The sequence below is a fragment of the Pseudomonas sp. SWI44 genome, assembly GCF_002947915.1.
Taxonomy (GTDB): Bacteria; Pseudomonadota; Gammaproteobacteria; order Pseudomonadales; family Pseudomonadaceae; genus Aquipseudomonas; species Aquipseudomonas taiwanensis.
Genome location: NZ_CP026674.1, coordinates 4,424,437 through 4,440,268, shown reverse-complemented (window position 1 = coordinate 4,440,268; position 15,832 = coordinate 4,424,437). Strand labels below are relative to the sequence as shown.

General features: G+C 60.4%; 13 protein-coding genes. 2 read left to right on the top strand and 11 right to left on the bottom strand.

The annotated features are described in order from the left end of the window. The first annotated feature begins 56 nt into the window (after window positions 1–56). Window positions 57–920, top strand: a complete 864-nt coding sequence (locus C4Q26_RS20730) for a pirin family protein (protein ID WP_104883458.1) — start codon at window positions 57–59, stop codon at window positions 918–920. A 118-nt stretch (window positions 921–1,038) separates the two neighbouring features. Here the strand turns inward: C4Q26_RS20730 and C4Q26_RS20725 are convergent, their stop codons facing one another. The 4 genes from C4Q26_RS20725 to C4Q26_RS20710 form a co-directional block, all read right to left on the bottom strand. Beyond that, window positions 1,039–1,764 (bottom strand): dienelactone hydrolase family protein, encoded by a 726-nt coding sequence (locus C4Q26_RS20725; protein ID WP_023381343.1) that lies wholly within the window; start codon window positions 1,762–1,764, stop codon window positions 1,039–1,041. A 59-nt stretch (window positions 1,765–1,823) separates the two neighbouring features. Beyond that, the gene (gene htpG / locus C4Q26_RS20720) at window positions 1,824–3,728 is read right to left on the bottom strand and encodes a molecular chaperone HtpG (protein ID WP_023381344.1); all 1,905 of its coding nucleotides are present in this window, start codon (window positions 3,726–3,728) and stop codon (window positions 1,824–1,826) included. Between the two features lie 70 nt (window positions 3,729–3,798). Then, the gene (locus tag C4Q26_RS20715; RefSeq protein WP_023381345.1) at window positions 3,799–4,281 is read right to left on the bottom strand and encodes a PaaI family thioesterase; all 483 of its coding nucleotides are present in this window, start codon (window positions 4,279–4,281) and stop codon (window positions 3,799–3,801) included. Then, window positions 4,278–4,754, bottom strand: a complete 477-nt coding sequence (locus C4Q26_RS20710; protein ID WP_023381346.1) for a PaaI family thioesterase — start codon at window positions 4,752–4,754, stop codon at window positions 4,278–4,280. The genes C4Q26_RS20715 and C4Q26_RS20710 overlap by 4 nt, the downstream gene beginning before the upstream one ends. Window positions 4,755–4,908: 154 nt before the next feature. Here C4Q26_RS20710 and C4Q26_RS20705 point away from each other — a divergent pair, with 154 nt between their 5' ends. After that, a complete protein-coding gene (locus tag C4Q26_RS20705) occupies window positions 4,909–5,193 on the top strand; it encodes a hypothetical protein (protein WP_023381347.1) in 285 nt (94 codons plus the stop codon). 67 nt (window positions 5,194–5,260) lie between these two features. On the opposite strand, the gene C4Q26_RS20700 is transcribed toward C4Q26_RS20705, so the two are convergent. The 7 genes from C4Q26_RS20700 to C4Q26_RS20670 all read right to left on the bottom strand — a co-directional run bounded on the left by C4Q26_RS20700 (window position 5,261) and on the right by C4Q26_RS20670 (window position 15,766). Further along, the gene (locus C4Q26_RS20700) at window positions 5,261–6,010 is read right to left on the bottom strand and encodes a DUF599 domain-containing protein (protein ID WP_023381348.1); all 750 of its coding nucleotides are present in this window, start codon (window positions 6,008–6,010) and stop codon (window positions 5,261–5,263) included. Window positions 6,011–6,224: 214 nt separating this feature from the next. Then, window positions 6,225–7,538, bottom strand: a complete 1,314-nt coding sequence (gene brnQ / locus C4Q26_RS20695; protein ID WP_023381349.1) for a branched-chain amino acid transport system II carrier protein — start codon at window positions 7,536–7,538, stop codon at window positions 6,225–6,227. 375 nt (window positions 7,539–7,913) lie between these two features. Then, window positions 7,914–8,798, bottom strand: a complete 885-nt coding sequence (gene sucD, locus C4Q26_RS20690; protein ID WP_023381350.1) for a succinate--CoA ligase subunit alpha — start codon at window positions 8,796–8,798, stop codon at window positions 7,914–7,916. Beyond that, a complete protein-coding gene (gene sucC / locus C4Q26_RS20685; protein ID WP_023381351.1) occupies window positions 8,798–9,964 on the bottom strand; it encodes an ADP-forming succinate--CoA ligase subunit beta in 1,167 nt (388 codons plus the stop codon). The genes sucD and sucC overlap by 1 nt, the downstream gene beginning before the upstream one ends. A gap of 172 nt (window positions 9,965–10,136) precedes the next feature. Next, a complete protein-coding gene (gene lpdA, locus C4Q26_RS20680; protein WP_023381352.1) occupies window positions 10,137–11,573 on the bottom strand; it encodes a dihydrolipoyl dehydrogenase in 1,437 nt (478 codons plus the stop codon). A 92-nt stretch (window positions 11,574–11,665) separates the two neighbouring features. After that, on the bottom strand, window positions 11,666–12,892 hold the full coding sequence (gene odhB / locus C4Q26_RS20675; protein WP_023381353.1) for a 2-oxoglutarate dehydrogenase complex dihydrolipoyllysine-residue succinyltransferase: 1,227 nt from the start codon (window positions 12,890–12,892) through the stop codon (window positions 11,666–11,668). A 42-nt stretch (window positions 12,893–12,934) separates the two neighbouring features. Beyond that, window positions 12,935–15,766, bottom strand: coding sequence for a 2-oxoglutarate dehydrogenase E1 component (locus C4Q26_RS20670; RefSeq protein WP_023381354.1), 2,832 nt, complete (start codon window positions 15,764–15,766; stop codon window positions 12,935–12,937). Between the last annotated feature and the right edge of the window lie 66 nt (window positions 15,767–15,832).

The following is a 15,832-nucleotide window of genomic DNA, read 5'->3' as shown; positions in this document are numbered from 1 at the left end:
GCAACGCCTGGCGAACCGCTATGCTTGGGGCATTTCCATCCAGCCTGGAGCCCAACATGAGCAGCCCCCTGGTCATCCGCCCGCGCGCCGAATCGGTCGAGGGCCAGCCGATACTGCGCCCCTTGCCATCGGCACAATGCCGAAGCGTCGGCCCCTTCGTCTTCTTCGACCACATGCTGGAGACCGAGTATGCACCCGGCAGCGGCATGGACATCCGCCAACACCCGCACATCGGCCTGTCTACCCTGACCTACCTGTTCGAGGGTGAAATCCTGCACAAGGACAGCCTCGGCTCCGAACAGCGCGTACAGCCCGGCGATGTGAGCTGGATGACCGCTGGCAGCGGCGTTGCGCATGTCGAACGCACCCCAGCCGAGGCCTTCACCGACGGCTCCCGACTGCATGGCCTGCAGGTTTGGCTCGCATCGCCCCGCGAGCTTGAGGAAGGTCCGGCGAGCTATAGCCATCATCCAGCGGCCAGCCTACCAGTGAGCGATAGCATGGGGGTTCGGATCTGCATGATTGCCGGCCAGGGCTTCTGCCTGGAGTCGCCGGTACCAGTGCTCTCCCCTACCCTCTATGCCCATGTGCACATGCAGCCGGCCACAACCTTGCAGGTACCGAACGAGCATGCGCAGCGGGCGCTTTACCTGCTGGAAGGCGAATTGCTGATGGAGGATACAGAAGTCGAGCCGCGCAGCCTGGTGGTGCTACCGGAAGGTGAAGAGGTCACCCTTTACGCCGAGGGTGATTGCCAGCTCGTTTTGATCGGCGGCGCTGCGCTGGATGGGCCGCGGCGGATGAACTGGAATTTCGTGGCAAGCGATCCGCAGTTGATCGAACAGGCAAGGGCCAAATGGGCTGCAGGTGATTGGCCCACGGTGCCGGGGGAGAGTTCGCGAATTGAACTGCCTCGCTGACAGAGGGCCGCCTGACGGCCGATCCCCCTGCTGGAGCGGGTATACCCGCGAGCACGGGCAAAGCCCGTGCCCTCTACCGCATCGAGTTCTTCGCGAGTAAGCCCGCTCCTACAGGCGATCAGCGCGGGAACACTTCGGTCAGCAGATTGTGCATCGCACGGAAAGCCCGCTCGGAGGTCCGCCGATCGTATTGCATCTTGCCCGGCACATTGGCATTGGGGTCAGTGAACGAATGCACCGCCGCGCCATAGCTGACCAATTGCCAGTCGACCTTCGCTGCGTTCATTTCGTCCTCGAAGGCCGGCAGTTGCTCCTTCGGCACCAGCGGGTCGGAAGCACCATGCAGCACCAGCACCGAACCCTTGATGCGCTTGGCATCTTCCGGATTCGGCGTATCGAGCGTGCCATGGAACGACACCGCCGCCTTCAGGTCAGCCCCTGAGCGGGCCAGCTCAAGGGCACAGCAACCGCCGAAGCAGAAGCCGAAGGTGGCCACCTGGCCAGGCTCCAGCAACGCCTTCGACTGGCCCAGCAGTTGGGCCAGCGCCTCCTGCATACGCTTGCGCAGCTCGGCCCGGTCATTCTTCAGGGGCATCATCGCCGCCCCAGCCTCATCGGCATTGGAAGGACGCACCGACTGCCCATACAGGTCGGCAATCAGCACCACGTAGCCCTTCTCGGCCACCTCCTTGGCGATCCGCTCGGCCCCCTCGCCAATACCCATCCAGTTCGGCGCCATGACCAGGCCAGGCTTGGGCAACGAGCCCGGTTCATACACCAGGCGGCTCTCGTACGCCTTGCCGGACAGGTGATAAACCAACGACTCGACGATTACCTTGCTCATCAAATTCCTCCTTGCACCATTAAAAAAGCCCGCCGAAGCGGGCTTTCCTTTGCATCAACTCAAGCAGACAGTTCGACCAACAGCTTGTTCAGGCGACGAACGTAAGCCGCCGGATCCTTCAAGCTGTCACCGGCTGCAAGCGCGGCCTGGTCGAACAGGATATGCGACAGCTCGGCGAAGCGGTCCTCGCTCTGTTCGTTGTCCAGCTTCTCGATTAGCGGGTGGGTCGGGTTGAACTCGAAGATCGGCTTGGACTCAGGCACCTTCTGCCCGCTTGCCTCAAGGATCTGGCGCATCTGCAGACCCAGGTCCTGCTCACCAATGGCCAGGATGGCCGGCGAGTCGGTCAGGCGGTGGGAAACACGCACCTCGGCCACACTGTCACCCAGCGCACCCTTCAGGCGCTCGACCAGACCTTCTTTTTCCTTGGCGACTTCTTCCTGGGCTTTCTTGTCTTCTTCCGAATCCAGCTTGCCAAGGTCCAGGTCGCCACGGGCGATGTCGATGAAGGCTTTGCCATCGAACTCGCTGAGGTAGCTCATCAGCCATTCATCGATGCGATCGGTCAACAGCAGCACTTCGATGCCTTTCTTGCGGAAGACTTCCAGGTGCGGGCTGTTCTTGACCTGCGCGTAGGACTCGCCGGTGAGGTAGTAGATCTTGTCCTGACCTTCCTTGGCGCGCGCCAGGTAGTCGGCCAGGGCAACGGTCTGTTCGCCGCTGTCGTCCTGGGTGGAGGCAAAGCGCAGCAAGCCGGCGATCTTCTCCTTGTTGGCGAAGTCCTCGGCCGGGCCTTCCTTGAGCACCTGGCCGAAGTTTTTCCAGAAGCTCTTGTACTGCTCGGGCTCGTTCTTGGCCAGCTTCTCCAGCATGTCCAGCGCACGCTTGGTCAGCGCCGACTTCATCGAGTCGATGATCGGGTCCTTCTGCAGGATTTCCCGCGAAACGTTAAGCGACAGGTCGTTGGAGTCGACCACGCCCTTGATGAAGCGCAGGTACAACGGCAGGAACGACTCAGCCTGGTCCATGATGAACACGCGCTGCACGTACAGTTTCAGGCCGCGTGGCGCTTCACGCTGGTACAGGTCGAACGGTGCGCGGGCCGGCACGTACAACAGCGAGTTGTACTCCAGCTTGCCTTCGACCTTATTGTGGCTCCAGGCCAGCGGATTCTCGAAATCGTGGCCGATGTGCTTGTAGAACTCCTGGTATTCCTCGTCCTTGATCTCGGTACGCGGACGGGTCCACAGGGCGCTGGCGCGGTTGACGGTTTCCCACTCGACAGCTGGCTTCTCCTCGCCTTCGGCGCCAGCCTGCTCCTTAGGCAGTTCGATCGGCAAGGCAATGTGGTCGGAGTACTTCTTGACCAGGTTGCGCAGGCGCCAGCCATCGGCGAACTCTTCCTCACCTTTTTTCAGGTGCAGGACAATGCGCGTGCCGCGCTCGGCCTTGTCCACGGTAGCGACTTCGAACGAGCCTTCGCCCTTGGAGGACCAATGCACGCCCTCGGAAGCCGGTTGGCCAGCGCGACGGCTGAACACATCGACCTTGTCGGCGACGATGAATGCGGAGTAGAAGCCCACGCCGAACTGACCGATCAGGTGCGAGTCCTTCTTCTGGTCACCACTAAGGTTCTTCATGAAGTCGGCGGTGCCCGACTTGGCAATGGTCCCCAGATGCGCGATGACATCTTCACGGCTCATGCCGATACCGTTGTCTTCCAGGGTAATGGTGTGAGCGTCCTTGTCGAAGCTCAGGCGAATCTTCAGATCGGCGTCACCTTCGAGCAAATCAGGCGTGGCCAGCGCTTCGAAACGCAGCTTGTCGGCGGCATCGGAGGCGTTGGAGATCAGTTCACGGAGGAAGATCTCCTTGTTCGAGTACAGCGAGTGAATCATGAGGTGCAGCAGCTGCTTTACCTCGGTCTGGAAGCCCAGGGTTTCCTTTTGTGTTTCCACAGTCATGGTCTTCAAAACTCCGATCTGATGGCAGTTGGCGCCTGGCAGCCGAATCGGCCTGCATTAACGGCGGATGTCATGCAGATGGGGGCTGCCCGGATGATTTCAAGGGCTTTTCCGGTTCGATCTTGAAATGCGCACGAGCCGTGGCAATCGGCGACTGGCGATCGCCCTGCCAGGCGGTGATGGCGACATTGGTCACGCGACGGCCCTGGCGCCACAACTGACACTGCGCATAGGTATCGCGAAAATGCCCGGCACGCAGGTAGTCGATGGAGAAATCGATGATCTTGGGAATGCTCGCGCTCTCGCTGTAGATCAGCAGGTAAAGTGCCGCGGACAGCTCCATGAAACCTGCGATCACCCCACCATGAATGGCTGGCAGCAAGGGGTTCCCGATGTTGTCCGGATTGGCTGGCAGGCGAAACAGCAGGTCCTCGCCGTCGCGCTGGCATTCGATGCCGATCAGGCCAGCGTAGGGGATCAGGGCCAGCAATGGCCGGTAGTCACCCACGGCATGGGCCTCGTTCAACCGCTGGCGGACATCCCGTGGAATCATGCGTCTTTCTCCCTGAGGCTGTTACCGAAATGAAGCCCGCCTTTTATGTCCTGCCCAAGGCGCATGAAGGTACCCACCACCTGGCAGATAGGTCGGTCGGGATCATCCTGGTAGGCAGTGCCCCGGGTGAAGATCACGTCACGGGTCACGCGGTAGCACTGGGCATGACCATGGATGTCCTTGCCCGCCGCGGCTGGGTGCATGTAGTCGATTCGCAGGTCCAGGGTCGGACAGACTTCGAAGCGTGGAAGGACGCACAGCGTGGCCATGCCGCACGTGGTATCCATCAGGGTGGTCAGCGCGCCACCGTGTACGGCGCCGGTCTGCGGATTGCCGACGATGGCCTTCGACCAGGGTAATACCAAGGTGATGCCGTCGCTGTCGGCATGCGCAACCCGCATCTGTAAAACCTGGCAATGTTTCAACGCCGAAAGAAATCGCTCGGCCATGGCCATCAAGGTTGTATCGCTCATAGGCGCAGTCCATGATCAATGCCGCAGCGGCATAAAATCGGTAAAAAGTCTATATGGAACAAACTTTTATATATCTGTAACCTTTGCGGAACTTATTCCGCACCGTTGAACTCGAAGGAACAAGTCACTTATTCCACCAAGGAGAAACACCCCCATGCGTAAACCTTTTGCTTTTGCTCTGATGCTGGCTGCTGCCATGGGCCTGGCTGCTTGCGATAAAGCGAGCGAAGACAAAGCCCAGGACGCACAGCAACACGCCGAGCAAGCCCAGGAAAAAATGGGCGAAGCTCAGGATAAGATGAACGAGGCTGCCAAGGAAAACGCCGAAGCCGCCAAAGATCAGGCCGAAGCTGAGCAGAAAGCTGCTGAAGAAGCCGCTCCTGCCACCCCGGCTCCAGAAGCTGCGCCTGCTACCCCGGCCGAACCTGCCAAGCAGTAATCGGTCCCAACAAAAAAACCCGACACTGTCGGGTTTTTTTGTATGTATCTTTTATGGATTAAACGTTTCAGGCACTGGTAGTGGAACTTTCTTTACCCACTTCTACCGGGGCGCTTTCCGTCGGCGTGAATACCATCACTTCCAATACATCGGAATGAAACTCTCGACGGTACAGAATCAACACAACCCCCACACTCATGACCATGAATAACCACGGGCTGATGAACCAGCTGAGCATGGCCATGCCGAAGTAGTAAGAGCGCAGACCAAAGTTGAACTGGTTGGCCGCCAGCGACAGCACGCGTGCGGCACGCGAAGCAAACGCCTTTCGCTCCAACTCGTTGACCAGGCGCTCACCGATCATCGGTGCCGAGCCGACGAGTACGGCGGCAAAGTTGTACTGGCGCATGCACCAACTGAACGTGAAGAATGCATAGACGAACACCATCGCCAGGCATAACAGTTTGATTTCCGACATGCCTTGCGATGTCTGCTGGACCAACGGCAGGTCGGCCAGCAACGACAGCGCCCGATCCGACGCCCCGAGCACCGTAAGGATGCCGGCCAGGATGATCAGCGTACTGGAGGCGAAGAACGAGGCATTGCGCTCAAGATTGCCGATCACACTGGCGTCCGCGATACGGTTGTCACGCAGCAGCATGCGGCGCATCCAGTCCTCGCGATACAAATGCAGGACACTGGCCAGGCACGCCGTATCACGGCCCTTCCAGATGGCGTAACGGGTATAGCCTCCCCAACACAGGGCAAACCAGCCGATGGCCAGCAGGTTGTAGATGTTGCTTTGAATGAAGTTCATGCAGAGTTCCCGAACGCCAGGTGCACAAAGAATAGAGACGGCATTTCGACGCCTGCAAGCCCGGAAAGGCACACCGTCGGGTCAAAATGTTTTTCTGCCGATGCCACTCGATGTAAACAAAAGCCCCGCATCCTCTCGGACACGGGGCTTCAGGTCTGGGCCTCTGGCAACACCCTATGGCTTGTGGCCGGTGCCGCGATCAGGCTTCAACACATCAGGCCAGCGCCTCGCGCGGCTTGCCCAGCATACGGTCGCAGACCACGGCGCCTGCCAGGGTCAGGACCGAAGGCACCAGCCAGGCCATGCCCTCGTCGCTGAACGGCAGGTGAGCCATGAAGTCCGGCAGTACGTGGGCGATGCTGCTGCCTTTGATTGCATCGACGATACCGAACACCAGCGATACCAGCATGACCGGCGCCAGGATGCGAGTCGGCGAATTCCACAGATCCTTCACGAAGCTCAGGCCTACCACCACGATGCACGGTGGGTAGATCGCGGTCAGCACCGGGATCGAGAACATGATCAGCTTGGTCAGGCCAAGGTTGGAGATCAGCAGCGAGAAGCCCGCCAGGATCACCACCAATGCACGGTACGACAACGGCAGAATCTGGCTGAAGTACTCGGCACACGCACAGGTCAGGCCGACCGCGGTCACCAGGCACGCCAAGGCGATCAACACGGCCAGGAAACCGCTGCCCAGCGAGCCGAAGGTGTGCTGCACATAGGCGTGCAGTACCGCCGCACCGTTGGTGGCGCCCGCCGCGATCTCATGACTGCCCGCACCCAGGCGGAACAGGCTGACGTAGACCAACGCCAGGCCGACACCGGCGATAAGGCCCGCAATGATGGCATAGCGAGTGATCAACTTAGGCGACTCGACACCACGCGAGCGAATGGCGTTGACGATCACGATACCGAACACCAACGCACCGAGGGTATCCATGGTCAGGTAGCCATCGGAGAAGCCTTTGGAGAACGCGGCAGCGGCATAGGCGGGCTGCGCCTCACCGATGGTGCCGGCCGGCAGCGCGAACGCGGCGATGCCCAGCACCGCCAGGGCAATGATCTTCAGCGGGGCGAGGAAGCGGCCGACCGTGTCGAGCAACTTGCCAGGGTACATGGACACGGCCAGTACCACCACGAAGTACACCAGGCTGTAGATGAACAGCGCCATGGGGCTTTCACCGGTCAGCGGCGCCACGCCTACTTCGAACGACACGGTCGCGGTGCGCGGGGTGGCGAACAGCGGGCCGACCGACAGGTAGCACACGGCTGCCAGTAAGCCACCGAAGAACTTGCCGATCGGGCTGCTCAGCGCGTCCATGCCACCACCGACCTTGGCCAGGGCAACCACGGTGATCACCGGCAGGCCAACCGCTGTAACCAGGAAGCCCAGGGCCGCCATCCATACATGCGGACCCGACTGCAGGCCGACGATGGGCGGGAAGATGATATTGCCGGCGCCTACGAAAAGCGCAAACGTCATAAAGCCAAGCGCCAGGATATCCTGGCCTTTTAACACTTTCATTTTAAGGAAGTACCACACTGCTGAAATCGGGATTCGAGAGGGGATTTCCCAATGGGTGAGGGAAATGCTGCCCGGCTTGGTAGGCCAGACCCGTTTAGCGTGTCGTTCCCTTTTGGGGTACGGGCACAGAGTGAGCGCGTAGATTAACCGTTTTACCGGGCAAACGCACTGATACAGTGCTGCTTGTCCGATGTGCGTATGTGTTTGTCGTCTGGATATCTGTCTCAGGCGATAATTTATTGCTGAATCGGGCAAATGTCTGGTGGAAAAACCTGATCGAGGCGATCGAATTTTCCGCACCGAGAAAAGACCTCCCCCTCATAACGACAAAGGCCACCCGAAGGTGGCCTCTGTGCGCGTGGGGGGTAAAGCGTATTACTTCTTCATTTCCCAGCCAGTCAGCTCGGCCAGGGCCTTGCCGATGTCAGCCAGGGAACGCACGGTTTTCACACCTGCGTCCTGCAGGGCGGCGAACTTCTCGTCCGCAGTGCCCTTGCCGCCGGAAATGATGGCGCCAGCGTGACCCATGCGCTTGCCCGCAGGAGCGGTAACACCAGCGATGTAGGAAACGACAGGCTTGGTGACGTTGGCCTTGATGTAGGCAGCAGCCTCTTCTTCAGCCGAACCGCCGATCTCACCGATCATGACGATCGCTTCGGTCTGCGGGTCTTCCTGGAACAGCTTCAGGATGTCGATGAAGTTCGAGCCTGGGATCGGGTCGCCGCCGATACCGACGCAGGTCGACTGGCCGAAGCCGGCGTCGGTGGTCTGCTTGACCGCTTCATAGGTCAGGGTGCCGGAACGGGAAACGATACCAACCTTGCCTGGCAGGTGGATGTGGCCTGGCATGATGCCGATCTTGCACTCGCCCGGGGTGATGACACCTGGGCAGTTAGGGCCGATCAGACGTACGCCCAGCTCGTCGCACTTGACCTTGGCGTCCAGCATGTCGAGGGTAGGGATACCCTCGGTGATGCAGACGATCAGCTTGATGCCGGCGAAGGCAGCTTCCAGGATCGAGTCTTTGCAGAACGGAGCCGGAACGTAGATCACCGAGGCTTCGGCGCCAGTGGCTTCGACAGCGTCCTTGACGGTGTTGAACACCGGCAGGCCCAGGTGGGTAGTGCCACCCTTGCCCGGAGTAACGCCGCCAACCATCTTGGTGCCGTAGGCGATGGCTTGTTCGGAGTGGAAAGTACCCTGCGAGCCAGTGAAGCCCTGGCAGATGACTTTGGTGTCTTTATTGATCAGGACGCTCATTACTTGCCCTCCGCAGCTTTGACAACTTGTTGAGCAGCGTCGGTCAGGCTGGTGGCCGCAATGATGTTCAAACCGCTTTCTGCCAGTACTTTAGCGCCCAGTTCGGCGTTGTTGCCTTCGAGGCGAACGACGACCGGAACCTTAACGCCTACTTCTTTCACTGCACCGATGATGCCTTCGGCAATCATGTCGCAGCGAACGATGCCGCCGAAGATGTTGACCAGAACGGCCGCGACATTGCTGTCCGACAGAATGATCTTGAACGCTTCGGTCACGCGCTCTTTGGTGGCGCCGCCGCCAACGTCCAGGAAGTTGGCTGGCTTGCCACCGTGCAGGTTGACGATGTCCATGGTACCCATGGCCAGACCGGCACCGTTGACCATGCAGCCAATGTTGCCTTCCAGGGCTACGTAGTTCAGTTCGAACTTGGCAGCGTGGGCTTCACGGGCGTCGTCTTGCGACGGGTCGTGGAAGGTCTTCAGCTTAGGCTGACGGTACATGGCGTTGGCATCGATGTTGATCTTGGCATCGAGGCAGTGCAGGTCGCCGTCGGCCTTGATGACCAGCGGGTTCACTTCCAGCAGGGCGAGGTCGTGATCCTTGAACAGCTTGGCCAGACCGACGAAGATCTTGGCGAACTGTTGAACTTGCTTGCCTTCCAGACCCAGCTGGAACGCCAGCTCACGACCCTGGAACGGCTGAGCGCCGACCAGCGGATCGATGGTAGCCTTGAGGATCTTCTCAGGAGTTTCGTGAGCGACTTTCTCGATGTCCACGCCACCTTCGGTGGAGGCCATGAACACGATACGACGGCTCGAGCGATCGACGACAGCGCCCAGGTACAGCTCTTTGGCGATGTCAGTGCAGGATTCGACCAGGATCTTGGAAACTGGTTGACCGTTGGCGTCAGTCTGGTAGGTCACCAGATTCTTGCCCAACCACTGCGCAGCGAACGCCTTGGCGTCTTCCTTGCTGCGAACCAGCTTTACGCCGCCCGCTTTACCGCGACCGCCAGCGTGGACCTGGGCTTTGACGACCCACTCCGAACCGCCGATCTTGTCGCAGGCTTCTGCAGCTTCTTCAGGGGTGTCGACAGCGAAACCCTTGGAAACTGGCAGGCCGTATTCAGCGAACAGCTGCTTACCCTGATACTCGTGAAGATTCATGCTTTTTACCGTCTTCGTTAGGTACTGCGCTTCGGCGCTGCGCCATTGCTGGCGCCGCACCACCTGTGACCGTTAACCCCGGGTTATCCCATGTAGTTCGGTCCGGCGGACGTTCCGCGGTGAGTCATGCACGCAAGACTCACGACGGGCAGCCCGCCGTGGTTTCTTATAATTAACGCTTCTTACGGTTGGCCACGTGAATGGCGCCGCCATTCACTGCCAGCGCTGCTTCATGCAGCGCTTCGGACAGGGTCGGATGGCTGAAGACCATCATGCCCAGATCCTCGGCACTGGTGCCGAATTCCATCGCGATTGCGCCCTGCTGTACCAGTTCGGCAGCCGATGGGCCAATCACGTGCACGCCCAGGACGCGGTCGGTCTTGGCATCGGCGATGACCTTGACGAAACCACCGGTGTCGTTGGCTGCCATTGCACGGCCGCTGGCCGCGAACGGGAAGGTGCCTACGTTAACCTCAACACCCTCGGCCTTCAAGGCTTGTTCGGTCTTGCCGACCCAAGCGATTTCCGGGTGGGTGTAGATGACCGATGGAATCAGGTCGTAATTCATCTGGGCTTTGTGGCCCTTGATGCGCTCGACGACCATGATGCCCTCTTCCGAGGCCTTGTGTGCCAGCATCATGCCGCGCACCACGTCACCGATGGCATAGACGCCAGGAACGCTGGTGGCGCAGTAGTCGTCGACGAAGATGTAGCCACGCTCGTCGATGTTCACACCGCAGTCAGCCGACAGCAGGTCGGTGGTCACAGGACGACGGCCGACCGCGACGATCAGCTTGTCGAAGGTGATCTTCTGCTCGCCGTTGGCGTCGGTGTAGGTCACTTCGACTTCGTTGCCGTTGACTTTCGAGCCGGTGACGCGAGCGCCCAGCTTGATGTCCAGGCCTTGCTTGGTCAGGGTCTTCTGGGCTTCTTTCGAGACGGCGGTGTCGGCAGCCATCAGGAAGGTGTCCAGGGCTTCCAGGACGGTGACTTCAGCGCCCAGGCGAGCCCAGACCGAACCCAGTTCCAGACCGATGACACCGGCGCCGATCACGCCCAGGCGCTTAGGCACAGCTTGGAATTCCAGGGCGCCGGTGGAGTCGACGATGACGTTCTGGTCGACCGGAGCCGGCGGAATGTCGATCGGACGCGAGCCAGAGGCCAGGATCACGTTTTCGGCTTCGATGACTTCGGTGGTGCCGTCAGCCTTGGTGACTTCGACTTTCTTGCCAGCCAGCAGCTTGCCGTGGCCCTGGATCGAAGTGACGCCATTGGCCTTGAACAGCGTGGCAACGCCACCGGTCAGGTTCTTGACGATGCCAGCCTTGCGGCCAACCATCGCGGCGACGTCCATCTTCACTTCACCCGTGGAGATACCGTGGACGTTGAAGCTCTCTTTGGCTTCCTTGTATTTCCAGGAGCTGTCCAGCAGCGCCTTGGAAGGAATGCAACCTACGTTCAGGCAGGTGCCGCCCAGGGCCAGCTTGCCCTCGGCGTCGGTGTACTTCTCGATACAGGCAGTCTTCAGACCAAGTTGTGCGGCCTTGATGGCAGCCACATAGCCGCCAGGACCTGCACCAATTACCACTACGTCAAATTTCTGGGTCATAAAAGATTCCTTATCAGCTACAAGCTACAAGCCGCGAACCGCGCGGCCCTGCTTCTCTCGAAGCCGGGGCCGAACGGTAAGCAGCCAGAGGGTTAGATGTCCAGCAGCAGGCGAGACGGATCTTCCAGCAGGTTCTTGATGGTCACCAGGAAGGTGACCGCTTCCTTGCCGTCGATCAGGCGGTGATCGTAGGACAGTGCCAGGTACATCATCGGGCGAATGACCACTTGGCCGTTGATGGCCATCGGACGCTGGATGATGTTGTGCATGCCGAGAATCGCGGCCTGCGGCGGGTTGACGATCGGGGTCGACATCATCGAGCCGAAAGTACCACCGTTGGTGATGGTGAAGGTGCCGCCGGTCATCTCTTCGATGGCCAGCTTGCCGTCACGGGCTTTCTTGCCGAAGGTGGCGATGCCGTTCTCGATTTCAGCCAGGCTCATCGACTCGGCGTTACGCAGGACCGGAACCACCAGACCACGGTCGCTGGAGACGGCAACGCCGACGTCAGCATAGCCGTGGTAGACGATGTCGTTGCCGTCGATCGAGGCGTTGACGGCCGGGAAGCGCTTCAGGGCCTCGGTGGCAGCCTTGACGAAGAAGGACATGAAGCCCAGGCGCACGCCGTTGTGGGTCTTCTCGAACAGGTCCTTGTACTTCGAACGCAGGGCCATGACTTCGGTCATGTCGACTTCGTTGAAGGTGGTCAGCATGGCCATGCTCGACTGGGCTTCGACCAGACGCTCGGCGATCTTGGCACGCAGGCGGGTCATCGGTACACGCTTCTCGGTGCGGTCGCCAGCAGCGACGACGACCGGAGCAGCGGCAGCGGCAGCCGGCTTGGCAGCCGGAGCAGCGGCAGGAGCCGACTTCTTGTTGGCAACTGCGGCAACTACGTCTTCCTTGGTGATGCGACCGCCTTTGCCGGTGCCGGCAACGGTAGCCAGGTCGATGCCGTTCTCTTCAGCCAGCTTGCGTGCGGCAGGTGCGGCGACCGGGTCGTCTTCACCCGCATCGGCTGCAACGGCGGCAGGGGCAGCGGCGGCGGCCGGAGCAGCAGCCGGAGCGGCGGCGGCAGCGCCACCTTCAACGATCGAACCCAGCACTTCGTCGGACAGGACGGTGTCGCCCTCGCCCTTGACGATGGCACCCAGCACGCCGTCGGCGGTGGCCAGGACTTCCAGGACCACCTTGTCGGTTTCGATGTCGACGATCAGCTCGTCACGCTTGACGGCGTCGCCCGGCTGCTTGTGCCAGGTAGCAACGGTGCCGTCGGCGACCGATTCCGGGAAGGTTGGGGCTTTGATCTCGATAGCCATTATCAGTGTTTCCTTAAATTCGGTTTCGTGTGCGCGATGGCGTTAGACAGTGAAGGCGTCTTGCAGCAGTTTTTCCTGCTGTTCGGCGTGCTTCGATGCGTAACCACAAGCGGGTGCGGCGGAAGCGTCGCGACCTGCGTATTCCAGAACCAGTGCCTTGTTGTGGCGGCCCAGGATACGGCGCATGTGGTGCTGGCTGCTGTACCAGGCGCCCTGGTTCATCGGTTCTTCCTGGCACCAGACCGCATGCTTGAGGTTGGTGTACGGCGCCAGGATTTCCACCAGGTCATCCTCAGGGAACGGATACAGCTGCTCGATACGCACGATGGCGATGTCTTCGCGGCCTTCGGCACGGCGTTTTTCCAGCAGGTCGTAGTAAACCTTGCCACCGCACAGAATCAGGCGCTCGACCTTGGCCGGATCGAGGTTGTCGATTTCCGGGATCACGGTCTGGAACGAGCCTTCGGCCAGGTCTTCCAAGGTCGACACGGCCAGCTTGTGGCGCAGCAGCGACTTCGGTGTCAGCACGATCAGCGGCTTGCGCAGCGGACGAATGACCTGACGACGCAGCAGGTGGTAGATCTGGGCTGGAGTGGTCGGTACGCAAACCTGGATGTTGTGCTCGGCGCACAGCTGCAGGTAACGCTCCAGACGCGCGGAGGAGTGCTCCGGGCCCTGCCCTTCATAGCCGTGTGGCAGCAGCATGGTCAGACCGCACAGACGGCCCCACTTGTGCTCGCCACTGGTGATGAACTGGTCGATCACCACTTGCGCACCGTTGGCGAAGTCACCGAACTGGGCTTCCCAGATCACCAACGCGTTCGGCGTGGTGGTCGAGTAGCCGTATTCGAAGGCCAGAACGGCTTCTTCCGAAAGGAAGGAGTCGTACAGCTCGAACTTCGGCTGGCCTGGGAACAGGTTCTTCAGCGGTACGTAGGTGCTGGCGTCCTTCTGGTTGTGCAGCACTGCATGGCGGTGCGAGAAGGTGCCACGGCCGATGTCCTGGCCGGTCATACGGATTGGGTGACCTTCGAACTGCAGGGTGGCGTACGCCATGGTCTCTGCGTAACCCCAGTTGATCGGCAAGCCTCCGGCCTGCATCTTCTGGCGGTCTTCGTAGATCTTCGCTACCTGACGCTGAACCACGAAGCCTTCCGGCAGCTCCAGCAACTTGGCCGACAGCTCCTGCAGGGTCTTGAGGTCGAAGCGGGTGTCGTGACGCGCGGTCCAGGCGTGGCCCAGGTACGGACGCCAGTCGACGAACAGCTCGCGGTTCGGCTCCTTGACCAGGCTCTTGACCACGTGCAGACCGTTGTCCAGGGCGTTGCGGTACTCGTCGACCTTGGCCTGAGCGCGCTCGGCGTCGATGCGACCAGCCTGGATCAGGGCATCCGCATACAGCTCACGGGTGGTGCGCTGCTTGCTGATCTGCTGATACATCAGCGGCTGGGTACCGTTCGGCTCGTCGGCCTCGTTGTGGCCGCGACGACGGTAGCAGACCAGGTCGATGACCACGTCACGCTTGAACTGCATGCGGTAGTCGATGGCCAGCTGGGTCACGAACAGCACGGCTTCCGGATCGTCACCGTTCACGTGCAGGATCGGCGCCTGGATCATCTTGGCGACGTCGGTGGCGTACTCGGTGGAACGCGAGTCCAGCGGGTTGCTGATGGTGAAACCGACCTGGTTGTTGATCACGATGTGCACGGTACCGCCGGTCTTGAAACCGCGGGTCTGCGACATCTGGAAGGTTTCCATGACCACGCCCTGACCGGCGAACGCAGCGTCACCGTGGATCGAGATCGGCAGAACCTTGTCGCCCACGGTGTCGTTACGACGGTCCTGACGGGCGCGCACCGAACCTTCCACCACTGGCGAGACGATTTCCAGGTGGGACGGGTTGAACGCCATGGCCAGGTGAACTTCGCCACCGGGGGTCATCACGTTGGAGGAGAAGCCCTGGTGATACTTCACGTCACCGGAGCCCAGCTCGTTCATCTTCTTGCCTTCGAACTCGTCGAACAACTCGCGCGGGTTCTTGCCGAAGGTGTTCACCAGGACGTTCAGACGGCCACGGTGGGCCATGCCGATCACAACTTCCTTGGTGCCGTAGGAGCCGGAACGCTGGATCATTTCGTCCAGCATCGGGATCAGGCTTTCACCACCTTCGAGGCCGAAACGCTTGGTGCCCGGGTACTTGGTGCCCAGGTACTTCTCAAGGCCTTCACCGGCGGTCACGCGCTCGAGCAGGTGAGCCTGCACGTCGGCGGAGAATTCCGGACGACCGCGGACGCTTTCCAGGCGCTGCTGGAACCAGCTGCGCTGCTCGGAATCGACGATGTGGGTGAACTCGGCGCCAATGGTGCGACAATATGTCTTCTGGAGCGCCTCGAAAATTTCACGTAGGCTCGCTTCCTCTTTGCCGATGAACAGGTCGCCGGCACGGAAGGTCGTATCAAGATCGGCATTGGTCAAGCCGTAGTGATTGATCGACAGGTCTACGGGCGCAGGGCGCTGCCACAACCCCAAGGGGTCGAGCTTGGCAGCCTGATGGCCGCGCATACGATAGGCCTGGATCAGTCGCAGAACTTCAACCTGCTTCTTCTCGTGTTCACTGCTCACGCTCCCGGCGGACACCGGTTGGGCGCGGCGCTGGTTCTTTGCCAGCAGTACGAAATGGTCGCGGATTGTCGAGTGCGATACATCAGTAGCGGTGCTGCCGTCGGCGGGCAACTTCTGGAAGTAAGTGCGCCACTCTTCTGGCACAGCGTTAGGGTCGTGCAGGTAGAGCTCATAAAGCTCTTCCACATATGCAGCGTTACCACCTGAAAGGTGGGCGCTTTCCCACATGCGCTGCATCACGCTTTCTTGCATGCTTGGTCACCCTCGGTTAGGGGACTGATCGGCGAGAGCCACAGCAAACCTGGAAAAGTCCGAACA